The 13,591-nt window shown below is 37.2% G+C and carries 14 protein-coding genes; all 14 read right to left on the bottom strand.

Annotated elements, in window-relative coordinates; all coding sequences use genetic code 11:
* Positions 1 to 175: 175 nt before the first annotated feature.
* Complete coding sequence (gene hisF / locus LB467_RS06035) at positions 176 to 931, bottom strand: imidazole glycerol phosphate synthase subunit HisF (protein ID WP_224473130.1); 756 nt, start codon at positions 929 to 931, stop codon at positions 176 to 178.
* A 40-nt stretch (positions 932 to 971) separates the two neighbouring features.
* A complete protein-coding gene (hisA, locus tag LB467_RS06030) occupies positions 972 to 1,733 on the bottom strand; it encodes a 1-(5-phosphoribosyl)-5-[(5-phosphoribosylamino)methylideneamino]imidazole-4-carboxamide isomerase (protein WP_224473129.1) in 762 nt (253 codons plus the stop codon).
* 187 nt (positions 1,734 to 1,920) lie between these two features.
* On the bottom strand, positions 1,921 to 2,505 hold the full coding sequence (hisH, locus tag LB467_RS06025) for an imidazole glycerol phosphate synthase subunit HisH (protein WP_224473128.1): 585 nt from the start codon (positions 2,503 to 2,505) through the stop codon (positions 1,921 to 1,923).
* Between the two features lie 44 nt (positions 2,506 to 2,549).
* Positions 2,550 to 3,692, bottom strand: coding sequence for a bifunctional histidinol-phosphatase/imidazoleglycerol-phosphate dehydratase HisB (gene hisB, locus LB467_RS06020; RefSeq protein WP_224473127.1), 1,143 nt, complete (start codon positions 3,690 to 3,692; stop codon positions 2,550 to 2,552).
* A 222-nt stretch (positions 3,693 to 3,914) separates the two neighbouring features.
* A complete protein-coding gene (gene hisC / locus LB467_RS06015) occupies positions 3,915 to 4,961 on the bottom strand; it encodes a histidinol-phosphate transaminase (protein ID WP_224473126.1) in 1,047 nt (348 codons plus the stop codon).
* Between the two features lie 105 nt (positions 4,962 to 5,066).
* Positions 5,067 to 6,350, bottom strand: a complete 1,284-nt coding sequence (gene hisD, locus LB467_RS06010) for a histidinol dehydrogenase (RefSeq protein WP_224473125.1) — start codon at positions 6,348 to 6,350, stop codon at positions 5,067 to 5,069.
* A 1-nt stretch (position 6,351) separates the two neighbouring features.
* The gene (hisG, locus tag LB467_RS06005; protein ID WP_224473124.1) at positions 6,352 to 7,215 is read right to left on the bottom strand and encodes an ATP phosphoribosyltransferase; all 864 of its coding nucleotides are present in this window, start codon (positions 7,213 to 7,215) and stop codon (positions 6,352 to 6,354) included.
* Positions 7,216 to 7,539: 324 nt separating this feature from the next.
* A complete protein-coding gene (locus LB467_RS06000) occupies positions 7,540 to 8,838 on the bottom strand; it encodes a serine hydrolase domain-containing protein (protein ID WP_224473123.1) in 1,299 nt (432 codons plus the stop codon).
* A 6-nt stretch (positions 8,839 to 8,844) separates the two neighbouring features.
* Entirely contained in the window at positions 8,845 to 9,663 is an 819-nt protein-coding gene (locus LB467_RS05995) for a prohibitin family protein (RefSeq protein ID WP_224473122.1), read from the bottom strand.
* A gap of 14 nt (positions 9,664 to 9,677) precedes the next feature.
* Entirely contained in the window at positions 9,678 to 11,708 is a 2,031-nt protein-coding gene (locus LB467_RS05990) for a vWA domain-containing protein (RefSeq protein ID WP_224473121.1), read from the bottom strand.
* Between the two features lie 47 nt (positions 11,709 to 11,755).
* Positions 11,756 to 12,103 carry a four helix bundle protein gene (locus LB467_RS05985; protein ID WP_224473120.1) on the bottom strand — a complete coding sequence of 116 codons (348 nt, stop codon included), beginning with the start codon at positions 12,101 to 12,103 and terminating at the stop codon, positions 11,756 to 11,758.
* A 56-nt stretch (positions 12,104 to 12,159) separates the two neighbouring features.
* Complete coding sequence (gene fabG, locus LB467_RS05980; RefSeq protein ID WP_224473119.1) at positions 12,160 to 12,906, bottom strand: 3-oxoacyl-[acyl-carrier-protein] reductase; 747 nt, start codon at positions 12,904 to 12,906, stop codon at positions 12,160 to 12,162.
* A 51-nt stretch (positions 12,907 to 12,957) separates the two neighbouring features.
* The gene (locus LB467_RS05975; protein ID WP_224473118.1) at positions 12,958 to 13,266 is read right to left on the bottom strand and encodes a HepT-like ribonuclease domain-containing protein; all 309 of its coding nucleotides are present in this window, start codon (positions 13,264 to 13,266) and stop codon (positions 12,958 to 12,960) included.
* Positions 13,259 to 13,573 carry a nucleotidyltransferase family protein gene (locus LB467_RS05970; RefSeq protein WP_224473117.1) on the bottom strand — a complete coding sequence of 105 codons (315 nt, stop codon included), beginning with the start codon at positions 13,571 to 13,573 and terminating at the stop codon, positions 13,259 to 13,261. Before LB467_RS05970 ends, LB467_RS05975 begins: the two co-directional genes overlap by 8 nt.
* Positions 13,574 to 13,591: the final 18 nt, after the last annotated feature.

Raw genomic sequence — 13,591 nt, 5'->3', positions numbered from 1 at the left:
CAGGATCTAATATTTTTATAGGCTTTGGAAACCGTCATCCTGAACTTGGTTTAGGATCTAATAATTATTATTTCAAATGAGATAGAAGCTGAAACAAGTTCAGCTTGACGAATATATTTCCCTGAAGAGTTTCATTTTTCAATCTCTTCTCTTTTATCTTTGTTCTTATTTCTTTCTAAAGTCTAACTTCCACCCCATTTCTGCGAAGTTCTTCTTTTAAATCTTTAATTTCAATTTCCTTAAAATGAAATACACTGGCTGCAAGGGCGGCATCTGCTTTTCCTTCAATAAAGGTATCGCAAAAATGCTGCATATTACCGGCACCTCCTGAAGCGATTATAGGAATGTTTAATTCTGAAGATAATACCGCCAAGGCTTCGTTCGCAAAACCGGCCTTGGTGCCATCGTTATTCATGGAAGTAAACAGGATTTCCCCCGCACCACGTTCTTCCACTTCTTTTGCCCATTGGAATAAGTTCAGATCGGTTGGAATTTTCCCGCCAACCAAATGTACCATCCATTCGCCGTTTATCTGCTTGGCATCGATTGCTACGGTAATACACTGGCTACCAAATTTAGCAGCGAGCTCATTAATCAAATCAGGGTTTTTTACTGCTGAAGAATTTATCGAAACCTTATCGGCTCCACTTTTTAGTAAAATATCAACATCTTCAACCGATGAAATTCCGCCACCAACAGTAAACGGAATATTTACTTTTTCAGCCACTCTCCTTACCAAATTTGCCAGAGTTTTTCGCTTTTCTTCCGTTGCTGAAATATCAAGGAAAACCAGTTCATCTGCACCAGATTTCGCATAAATCTCCGCCAATTCCACAGGATCACCGGCATCGCGTAAATCTATAAAATTCACGCCCTTTACGGTTCTTCCGTCTTTGATATCCAGGCAGGGTATAATTCGTTTTGTTAGCATTTTTTTTAAATTTAGAAGCAAAAAGTTAGAATTACGAATGCTAACTTCTTTCAATTATAAATTTTTCCAATTCTTTCAGATCAATACGGCCTTCATAAATCGCTTTGCCGATTATAGTTCCTTCGCAGCCCAGTTCAGCCAGTTTTGGCAACTCACTAAATTCTGAAATTCCTCCGGAAGCGATTAGGTTAATCGGTTGCTGGTCCTTCTCGACTCCGTTCGAATTAACATTAGTTTCTTCCAGGATCCTCCGGTAAAGTTCAAAGGAAGGGCCTTCTAGCATTCCGTCTTTCGAAATATCGGTGCAAATTACATATTTTACACCTTCTTGCTGATATTCCTGGATAAAAGGGATTAGCTCTTTGGTGGATTCTTCCTGCCAGCCGCTAACCGCTATTTTCTCATTATTCGCATCAGCACCCAGAATTATTTTTTCTGAACCAAATTTTTGAATCCAGGACTTAAAGGTTTCAGGGTCTTTTACCGCGATACTCCCCCCCGTAATTTGATGAGCGCCACATTCAAAAGCGATTTGCAAATCCTTATCCGTTTTAAGTCCGCCGCCAAAATCAATTTTTAAATTGGTTTTTGAAGCAATTTCTTCCAGTATCTTGTGATTTACAATATGCTTTGATTTTGCACCATCCAAATCTACTAAATGTAAATACTGAATACCGTGCGCCTCAAAATTCTTAGCCACCTCCAGCGGATGCTCATTGTAAATTTTTTTGGTATTATAATCGCCTTTGGAAAGACGAACGCATTTACCTTCAATAATATCTATAGCGGGGATAATTCTCATTTTTAATTATCTAATTAGAATTTATTATTTAACCACAAATTCACTAATATTTATTCTTGCTTCTCTACGTCATTACGAGCGACAAAGGAGCGTGGTAATCTCTTGACCGAAATTTTCAGCTTTAAAAGATTGCTTCAGTCGTACCTCCATCGCAATGACGCATTCAATTTCAATCTTTCCTTTGTACCTAAGTGAATTTTAAAAAATTCTCAAGGATTTTTTCCCCCGCATCACTGCTCTTTTCGGGATGAAACTGAACACCATAAAAATTATCTTTCTGAATAGCCGAAGTATATTCCACCCCATATTCTGTCGATGCAATGGTTTCTTCGCATTCTTTTACATAAAAACTATGCACCAAATAGACAAATTCCCTCTCTGAAATTCCCGTAAATAATTCCGATTTTAAATCATAAATCCGGTTCCAGCCAATTTGCGGTACTTTTAATTTATTATCAAATTTCACAACACTCGCGTGAAAAATCCCGAGTCCGTCAGTATTACCTTCTTCGCAATAGGTACACATTAATTGCATTCCAAGGCAAATTCCCAAAACCGGCTGCTTTAAAGTGGGAATCACTTTATCCAATCCGGTTGATTTCAGCATTTTCATCGCACTACTCGCCTCTCCCACTCCGGGGAAAATCACTTGATCTGCCGCTTTGATCTCTTCAGCATCGCTGCTTAAAATCGCCTCGTAACCAAGACGTTTAATCGCGAACTTTATGCTTTGGATATTTCCGGCACCGTAATCAATTATTACTATCTTCAATTTTTATGGGTATTGTAAGTCAGAAAATTCTTCTAACTTTTGATTTATAACATTCCCTTCGTTGAAGGAAGAATCATTTTTTCTGCATCGCGTTTTACTGCCATTTTAATGGCTTTGGCAAAAGCTTTAAAAATTGCCTCGATCTTATGATGCTCGTTCTGGCCTTCGGCTTTTACGTTTAGGTTTGCTTTAGCGCCATCGGTAAAGGACTTAAAGAAATGATAGAACATCTCTGTAGGCATTTTACCGACCATTTCCCGTTTAAATTCAGTTTCCCAAACAATCCAGTTCCTTCCGCCAAAATCTATTGCTACCTGCGACAGGCAATCGTCCATAGGCAAACAAAACCCGTAGCGTTCTATTCCCAATTTATTCCCTAAGGCTTTACTGAACACTTCTCCCAGGGCAATTGCTGTATCCTCTATGGTATGATGTTCATCTACTTCTAAATCGCCCCTAACATTCACTGTGAGGTCCATCTGGCCATGACGCGCAATTTGATCCAGCATATGATCAAAAAATGCAATCCCAGTACTAATTTCTGATTTCCCGGTGCCGTCCAGGTTTAACCGGATGAAAATATCCGTTTCATTGGTTTTCCTGGAGATCTCCGCAGTCCTGTCATTTAACTTCAGGAATTCATAAATCTTCTTCCAGCTATCCGTTTTTAAGGCGATGGTTTTTTTAATCTTATTCCGATCGTTCTGGACTTCATCGGTCGCCAGATCTTCGTGGGTATCGATGAAAATTCCATTTCCGCCAAAATTATATGCAAATTCAATATCTGTAAGTCGGTCCCCGATCATAAAAGAACTTTTAAGATCGTATTCCTTTTCCTTGTTTAGGTACTTTTCTTCTAACAGTCCGGTATTAGGCTTTCGATTTGGAGAATTATCTTTAGCGAAAGTACGGTCTATTAAGATTTCGCTAAATTCCACGCCTTCATTTTTAAAGGTTTGCAGGATAAAATTTTGAATAGGCCAAAACTTCTCTTCCGGATAAGCTTCAGTTCCCAATCCATCCTGATTAGTAACCATTACCAGTTCGAAATCCAATTCTGCTGCTATTTTCTTCAAATAATACAAAGCCTCCGGATAAAACTCCAGTTTTTCAATACTGTCTACCTGATAATCTTCAGGCTCGTGAATTAAGGTCCCATCACGATCTATAAATAATACTTTTTTCATAACTGTTCCTTAATCATTTCCGCGAAGGCGGAAATCTAATATTCTTTAATTTTTTAAGCCAATTTCTTAGAGCGATTATAACCATCCCTCCCATCAGGAGGGCCTGCTTAAAACCCTTATTTGCGTCAAGCTGAACTTGTTTCAGCTTCTAACATGTTTTTTATAGTTAACCACTTAGATCCTGAAATAAATTCAGGATGACGGCTTAAAAACTTTCAGCTTTTATTCTATATTTTTTAAAGCCTTTAGTAATTTCTCATTCTCCTCTTCCGTTCCCACAGTAAACCTTAGTGTATTTTCACAAAGCGGTTGCGTGGTTCGGTTTCTAATTACGATCCCTTTTTGAATTAATTGTTCGTACCGTTTATTGGCATTATCAACTTTTACCAGGATAAAATTAGCATCTGACGGATATGTTTCTTCAATAAAATTCACTTGAACTAAAGCTTTACTTAAAAGCTCTCTTTCCCTTAGCAAATCAGATACTTCCGAATTTACTTTTTCTATATTAAGCACACGATCTAAAGCTCTTAATTGCGTTAGTTCGTTAACATTATATGGGGGTTTAATTTTGTTTAAAATACCGATTATTTCTACGGAACCATAACAAATTCCCAGGCGTATTCCTGCCATTCCGTAGGCTTTGGAAAGGGTTTGCGTTACTACCAGATTTGGGTATTCCTCCAATTTGTTTAACCAACTTTCCTTGGCTGAAAAATCAATATAGGCTTCATCAATAACTACCAGACCATTGAAATTTTTAAGAATTTTCAGGATTTTTTCTTCAGAGAAAGAATTCCCGGTTGGGTTATTCGGGGAACAAAGAAAGACCATTTTTGTATTTTGATCTACCGAATTCAGGATTTCATCAACATTAGGTTCGAAATCTGAATTCAATAAAATTTCTTTGTTTTCAATATTATTAATGTTGGCCAGCACTTTGTACATACCGTAAGTTGGCGGCAAAGTGATAATATTGTCCTTCCCAGGTTCGCAAAAGGCTCTGAACAATAAATCCAGAACTTCGTCGCTGCCGTTACCGAGTAAAATATTTTCGGTAGGAACACTTTTTAACTTTGCTAATTCAGTTTTAAGACTACGCTGCTGAGGATCTGGATACCGATTAACATCGGTTTGGAAAGGGTTCTCGTTCGCATCAAGAAAAACCATTTCAGAACCGGTTGCCTGGTATTCGTCCCGGGCGGAAGAATAAGGTTTTAAGCCGGCAACGTTGGGTCTAACTAAATTATTTATATTGAAATCTTTCATTCTTTTCGAATGGTCTTATATCGTCATTCTGAATTTATTTCAGAATCTAAGAGTTTAATTAAGTTAGACCCTGAAACAAGTTCAGGGTGACGAAAATTTTATTAATTATTTTATTTCCTTTAACCTTAAACTAACCGCATTCTTATGGGCCTGTAAACCTTCGGCTTCTGCCATTAATTCTATGGCCGGGCCTATTTCACGAATTCCATTTTCTGATATTTTCTGAAAAGTCATACTCTTCATAAAACTATCCAGGTTTACCCCGCTGTATTGTTTTGCATAGCCGTTTGTAGGCAAAGTATGATTGGTTCCCGAAGCATAATCTCCGGCGCTTTCAGGAGTGTAGTTTCCAATAAACACTGAACCTGCATTTTGAATTCCTTCCGTATAAAAAGTTTCGTCTTCAGCACAAATAATAAAGTGCTCAGGGCCGTATTCATTGATTAATTCCAGCGCATCTTCTTTCTTTTCCACATAAATTAACCTGGAATGAGCGATAGCCTTTTCAGCAATACCTTTTCGAGGTAAATCTTTCAATTGATTCTCCACTTCTAATTCCACGCTTTCTATAAGCTCTTTGGAGTTCGATACCAGAATTACCTGGCTATCAGCGCCGTGTTCGGCCTGGCTTAATAAATCGGAAGCCACAAATGCGGCGTTTGCTGTATTATCTGCAAAAACCAATAATTCTGAGGGTCCTGCCGGCATATCTATAGCCACATTATGACGAGTAGCCAATTGTTTGGCAACGGTTACAAACTGGTTTCCGGGGCCAAAAATCTTATAAACTTTAGGCACTTTTTCGGTTCCAAAGGTCATTGCAGCTATAGCCTGGATTCCACCAATTTTAAAGATCTTGGTAACTCCGCATAACGCAGCCGTATAGAGAATAGCTGGATGTACATTCCCCTCTTTATCGGGCGGTGTACAAAGGACAATTTCTTTGCAGCCGGCAATATTTGCAGGAGAAGCCAACATTAAAATAGTAGAGAATAAAGGGGCGCTTCCACCCGGAATATACAAACCGACTTTTTGAATCGGTCTTTTTTCCTGCCAGCATTTTACACCATTTGTGGTTTCCACTTCAATTTTTTCAGTTTTTTGGGCAGCGTGAAACTTTTCAATATTGGCTTTGGCAAGTTGGATAGCCCGCTTTAATTCATCGGAAATTTGTGCTTCAGCCGAATTCACTTCTTCTTTAGAAACCCTGGTTTCCTTTAAATTAATACCATCAAAAAGTTCAGTATACTTTGAAACTGCGGCGTTTCCTTTGGCTTTTACTTCCGCAAAAACCTGGTTTACCGTTTCTTCAATATCTTCTACAGTTTGCGTTGGCCTCTTTAGTATCTCTGGCCATTCTTTCTGGGATGGATTATAGAATTTATTCATCTTAAAGTACCATTTTTTCAATTGGAGCAACTAAAATACCTTCGGCTCCATTTTCTTTCAATTCATCTATCACTTCCCAAAAACGCTCTTCATTAATTACGGTATGGATTGAACTCCAACCTTCTTCAGCCAGCGGTAAAACCGTTGGGCTGCGCATTCCGGGTAACAATTTAATGATGTTATTCAGGTTTTCATTTGGTGCGTTTAGAAGAATATACTTTGAAGTGCGAGCATTTAAAACTGATTTAAGCCTAAACTGCAATTTCTCCAAAATGGTTTTTCTCTCTTCAGAAATTTTAGGAGAAATAGCTAGTACTGCTTCACTTTTCAGCATTACTTCTACTTCTTTTAATCCATTTTTAAAGAGCGTGCTTCCGCTGGAAACTATGTCGCAAATACCATCGGCAAGCCCAATATTAGGCGCAATTTCAACAGAACCATTAATAATATGTAATTCAGCAGTAATACCTTTTTTTTCAAGAAAATCATTTACTGTATTTGGATAGGAAGTCGCGATCTTTTTTCCGTTCAGGTCGTTAATACCGTTATATTTCATCGATTTTGGAACGGCAAGAGAAACACGGCATTTTGAAAATCCGAGTTTTTCACCCTGAATAATATCCTTTCCTTTTTCAATTAAAACGTTCTCTCCTAAAATAGCAACATCTACCACGCCGTCTCTTAAATACTGAGGAATATCTCCATTTCGCAAATACATTACTTCCAATGGAAAGTTACGGGAAGAAGCTTTAAGCTGTTCTTTTCCATTATCTATAGAAATTCCTGCGTCTTTTAATATTTTAAGCGAATCTTCGTTTAACCGACCCGATTTTTGAATAGCAATTCTTAATTTTTCCTGACTCATTTTTAATTTTTTCTTTATAAACCTCACAGGTCCCGATAGCTGTGCGGGATTAATACTATGAGGTTTTGATTTTTATTATAAAATAAAAAACCCGTTTGAATAGCTCAAACGGGTTTTAAATATGCTGAAATCACAACACACCAAATTTACCTCGCCTGAGCGTAGTAATAAATATGATGGTGATGTAATTGAAAGTTCTTCATTGTGATTACAAATCTAAATATAAATTTTAAACTGCAAAACAGCTTTCTGTTTTTTTATGAATTCTTTTACTGAAAATCCAGTACTTCTATGATTTTTCAGCTCAAAAAAGCTATCTTTAATCTAATCATCAATCGCGCTAAAAAGCATTTGCCTGAATTTCCAGCCGGTTTCATCGCCCGTATTACCCTGGGTTTGTTTCAACAGGATACCAATTATTTGTTCTTCGGGGTCGACAAAATACTGTGTATTAAAATAACCACCCCAATCGAAAGTACCTGCACTACCCTGGCCTCCGGATATTTCTCCGGTTTCGCTAACAACGCCAAAAGCAAGTCCGTGGTATTTATTGGGGAAATTGAATTTTTCACCGGTATGGTTTCCAAGAATAATATTTACCGTATTTCGGCTTAATAAACGTTCTCCATTATACTCGCCCTGGTTCAAATACATTAGCAGGAATTTAGCATAATCTTCTGCAGTACCTGAAAGCCCGGCGCCACCTGAAAAGAAAGTACCGTTTTCAGCTAACGGATAATTAGTATTATAAAATGTATTTGGGTAATTTTCCCATTGTCCATCTTTTTTATGCTGTACCGCTACTAAGCGATCTTTATTTGTGGAAGGTTGATAAAATCTTGTATCATCCATTTGCAGGGGATCGAAGATTCTTTCTTCAAGAAATTCATCAAAATCCTGCCCTGAGATTATTTCAACAAAATAACCCAGAACATCCAAACCTAAACTATAGGTGAATTTTTCACCGGGTTCGTGGTGTAAAGGTAAAACAGCTAATTTCTTTACGTTTTCTTCAATAGTTACTTCTTCCGTAGTAAATAATTCGGTGATGCCGGCTTTGGCGTAAATCTTTTTGATGCGCTCATCGCTATCTATCATTCCATAACCAAGGCCCGAGGTATGTGTTAGCAGCTGCCTTATGGTAATTTCATTTTTTGCAGGAATGGCATCGTAGGTACTGTCTTTCTCCCTAAAAGTCACTAAAATTTGAGGATCTTTAAACTCGGGGATATACTTTGAAATAGGATCGTCTAAACGAAATTCCCCTTCTTCCCAAAGCATCATCACCGCTGTGGCGGCAATCGCCTTTGTTTGTGAAGCCAATCTAAATATAGCATCTTTTTTAAGCTCTTCACCAGAAGCCTTCGCTTCTCCATAAGCTTCGTAAAAAACAATTTTACCATCACGCGCTATTAAAGCTACGGCGCCAGGAATTTGGTTTTCTTCGATAGCAGATTTCAGCATTGTCTCAATCTTCAGAATCCTTTCCGAAGACATTCCAACTTCTTCAGGCACAGCCTTTTCAAGTGTTCCTGAATTGTTTACAGAACTGGTTTGTGCTGAAAAAGCAAGGCTTCCTATAAAAATAGAAAGCCTTAGTATGTTTAAAAAAACAGATCTCATTTTAGTTTAATTTGCTCCTCCTAAAATTAAGGGCAGTCCACCTTCACCTGAGCCTATAACCACTGTTTTGGCGTTGCTAGATTTTGAAAGCTCTAGTGTAGCCTGAATTCCTTTTTCCTTTAAGATATTAGGAGTTAGAGAAGCGTTCAGGATTTCGTTTGCACGGGCTTTACCTTCAGCATCAATACGCTGGCGTTCTGCTTCCTGAGTGGCTTTAGTTAACCTAAATTCATACTCCAAAGATTCCTGCTCCTGGCGTAATTTACGCTCAATGGCATCTTTAATATTGGGCGGAAGGGATACATCTCTTACCAAAACTTCGTTTACCTGAACGTATTGGTCTTTAAGCAAAATTTGGGTTTCTTCTAAAATTTCTTTTTGGATAGCCTCTCTTTTACTGGCATATAATTGCTCGGGGTTATATCTTCCTACAACCGATCTTGCAGCTGACCTAACTGCGGGTTGCAGTAAACGCCTAATATATTCTTCACCTTTTTCACGGTGTAAGCTCCCCAGGTTGGCATAAGAAGGTTGAAACCAGGTAGAAGCATCAATATCAATTTGAAGTCCGTTAGAACTTAAAACCTGCATTTTTTCTTCAAGAGATTGTTGTCTAACCTCATAAACAAAAACCCTGTTCCAGGGGGCTACAATATGAAAACCTTCATTTAAAGGTGGCTCATCTGTAACCACACCACCGCCAAAAGTTTTATAAAGCACACCAGCTTCACCAGAACCAATGGTAACAGTAGATTTTGCAACAAAAATTATTAAAAGTACGATTCCTATGATAATAGGAATTCCGAGTTTGGGTAATCTTTCCATCTATGTAATTGTATTTAAATTAATCCTTTGTATTTTCTGAAAAACCATTCTGCGGCGAGTATAAAAACAAGCATAAATAGAAGGTAAAACCAGTCTATCAAAGGTACGATTTTTTGACGGCTTTTTTGAACAGGTTTGTATTTATCCTCACTAAGAAGTGTATTAATCATATCCTGAACCTGATCCTGGTGGTAAACTTTAGTACCTGAACTTGCAGCTAAAGCTTCCATAGCATTTCTATTGGCCGAAATAAACTGTTGCTCAATATTGTAAGCAATTACTTCAAAGCTTCCTGATCGGGAAATTTGTGAACCGGCTTCAGTAATCTTAAAATCATAAGTTCCAGGTGTTAAATTTCCAAAATCGACTTCATAGCCGTTATTTCTTAAAATTAACCGGGATTCAAGGTTTTCTCCTGAACTTTCTACAGAAATCCCCAAATTGGCATTTGGATCAAATTGATAATTTTGATCAAAGAAATTTGCTATAATTTTTACCGGTTCATTTTCGTAATAAAATGACTTATAATCTATGGTCAATCGCTCCCGCTGCTTTGTTGAAGCGATATTTTGAACAAGCTTCCCTATAAAATTATCAAATTTTTCAAAGGATTTATCTTCCAAATAAGATGCAGAGCGCCATCTCCAGATATTTTCCCCGAAAATAAAAGCTTTTTTATTTTGACCCTTCCCCTCGATCGCAATTAAAGGTTGTGAGGTTTCTACGTTTTCTATTTTCTGGAAATAAATACTTTCAAAAGAATTGCTTTGTACTCTAATGCTTCCAAATTTATCTTCCAGCGGAGGAAATTCTGAAAAACCAACTTCTTCAAACTGAAACTGATTAAAGTTTAAATTTTTTACCGAGAAGATTTCCTGAGATTGATTAGCAAAATCTTTCTTTATGAAATCCTGAATTCTATTCAGGAAATTCCAATCGGTTTGAGTTCCTGAAACCACCAGATAACTTTGATCATTCTCTTCTAAATCTTCAAAAACAGAAGCAAAGCCTGAAGAAGGCTGATACAAAATCACCAATTGATACTCTTTTAAATTTGATAAATCATCCTGAAGATATTTTATATCAAGTTGTCGCTGTTTATTGGTTTCAATTGACTTTTTAAAAGTTCCAATATCCGGATGTGGAATGGCGCTTATCAGCAGAATTTTACTGCGCTCATCGATTACTTCTACCGCAAACTTTTTTGTGTTATTTGCCGTATTTTTTTCAATCTCTAACGGAATAATTTCAGCTTCATAAGATAAAACTCCAAGTCTTGAAGCCGGAAGTTCAGCCTGAATCACTGTAGAGTTATTTTCCGAATTTAGAGTGATTTCTTTAGAAAAAATTACATTTTCTCCCGACCTTATTATAAATTCTGAGCTTATTTCTTCTTCCCCTGAATATGAGATAAAAACTTCCACCGGAAAACGGTTATTTAGAAATGCATAGGTATTTACATTCAATCGGGATAGTTCCAAATCTAAATATTGCGTGGTATCCCCAACTACCAAAGGATAAATTTCCTGATTATTTCCCGTTTTGAAATATCGAAAATCCCTTCCTGTACTTTGGTTCCCGTCAGAAATAAGAACAATGGCGGCTGATTTCTTTCTGGATAAATCTTTTAACGATTCCAGCGCAGCGTAAATATTGGTTTGGGGAGCATTGAATTGTGCAGCAATTGAATTTAATAATTCATTTCCGAAGTTATATTGAACCAGTTCGAAACGCTCCTTAAGAGCTTCACTTGATTTCAAGTATTCCAGAATTTCCCTTACGGTATCTTCCTGCTCCAAATGCGCAATAGATTCAGAATCGTCTACTGCCAGGATTAAATTTGGTTTTTCGAGTTCGTAAGTTGTAGAAATGATTTTAGGGTTGATGAGTAATAAAAGAAGTATAAAAACAGAGAGAAAGCGTAAAGTAAAGAAAACATAAGTCTCCCTCCTCTTGTTCTTACTTTTATAGAGGTATTGAAAAAAAGCAAACCCCAGCGCAATAATTATGGCCAGGGCTATATAAAAAATTGTTGATATGTCCATAAAGCAGAAAAATACGAGGTTTGAGGTACGAGGTACGAACTAATTCATTATAGTTTACGTTTTGCACTTTTAATCGAGGCTACCATAATAGCTAAAAGTTCGTCTGCCTCTTTCTTTAATTCCTGGGCTTCTGATATGTTTTTATCTAAGATTAGAATAAATATCTCTAAAAAGTAGGCGCTTTCATCCACTTCCTCTTCAACGATTTTAAGTTTATTTATAAAATCTGCTGTAGACTTTGCTCTTTGAGAAGCTCTATAATTTGCTCCAACAGAACTGGAACATCTTATAAGTTGGTTTACATAAGCGTTGTATTCACGAGAATACGGAATTTTCTTGCAGAAACCCCAGCAATTCACCGCAAATAATTTTGTTCTCTTTTTTAAGTCCTGCAAAACCAATCTTTTTTTCTATACTTCCAACCTCGTACCTTTAACTTCGTACTTCCAACTTATGTATGCATTCCGCCGTCTACGTGAAGTACTTGTCCGGTAATGTAGGAACTAAGGTCGCTACCAAGGAAAACGCACGCATTTGCGATATCTTCGGGAGCTCCGCCTCGTTTTAACGGTATAGCCTGTCTCCAACCATCTACAACTTTTTCGTCCAGCTTTTCGGTCATTTCGGTTTCTATAAATCCTGGAGCGATCACGTTGGTTCTAATATTTCTGGAACCAAGCTCCTGAGCCATAGATTTAGAAAATCCAATAATCCCGGCTTTTGAAGCTGCATAATTCGCCTGTCCGGCGTTTCCTGTCACACCAACTACCGAACTCATATTGATAATGCTGCCCTTTCGCTGTTTCAGCATAGTACGCTGCACTGCTTTGGTCATATTAAAGATAGATTTTAGGTTTACTTCAATCACCTTATCAAAATCTTCCTCACTCATACGCATCAAAAGGTTGTCTTTGGTGATACCCGCATTGTTAATTACAATGTCTATATCTCCAAAATCGGCCGCTACGTCTTTTATTAATTGTTCTGCTTCTTTAAAACTGGCTGCGTTTGACTGGTAGGCTTTTGCTTTTACTCCCAGTTTGCTTAATTCATCGGCTAATGCATTTGCAGATTCGGCCGAAGAGTTATAGGTAAAAGCTACATTGGCACCGTGTTCAGCAAAAACCTGAGCTATTCCTTTTCCTATTCCACGGCTACCGCCGGTTATTATGGCATTCTTTCCTTCTAATAATTTCATTATTTATTTTTTGGTTAGTGATTATCAGATCGTAATTCTTGTATTTGAATACTAAGATCGTTTTATATTATTTTCGATGATAGACCAAACTATGCTTAAATCTACGCCAAAATATTCGTGGACAATCCTATTTCGAAATCCGCGAATACGATTCCCATTTATCTCTTCATTATTTTTCCTAAATTCCTCGGGGAGTCTATTGGCAGCTTCACCTATTATTTCGAAATTCCTAATTACAGCATCTACGGTTTTATCGTCATTTTGAAAAGCACTAAAATCTAAATTGACTGTGTATTTTTGAATTTTATCTATGGGTTCTAAAATATCCTCAAGTAGTAAATTAGCATCCCGTTTAGACATTAACCAATTCTTTTTCGATAGCCATAAAATAGCAGGTTTTTAAAGCATTTCTAGAGATTAGGTCTACTTTTAAACCAATAATCTGCTCAAGCTCCTCGGCCAGATCGATTATTTTTATTCCTATATTTTCTTTAAAATCTACTAAAATATCCAGGTCGCTGTTTTCTTGTTGTTCGCCACGAGCATAAGATCCAAATACCGAAAGTTTAGATATATGATATTTCTTTGAAAGAGCATTTTTATGCGCTCTTAATTTGACTTTTATTTCTTCCAGGTTTTGCATAGAGATTCTACTTAATCCATTCAAAATTACAATAATTTATTG

The organism is Salegentibacter tibetensis, assembly GCF_020164485.1.
Classification (GTDB): domain Bacteria; phylum Bacteroidota; class Bacteroidia; order Flavobacteriales; family Flavobacteriaceae; genus Salegentibacter; species Salegentibacter tibetensis.
Note: the sequence above shows the minus strand (reverse complement) of the source record. Positions and strands in the feature narration are given on the sequence as shown.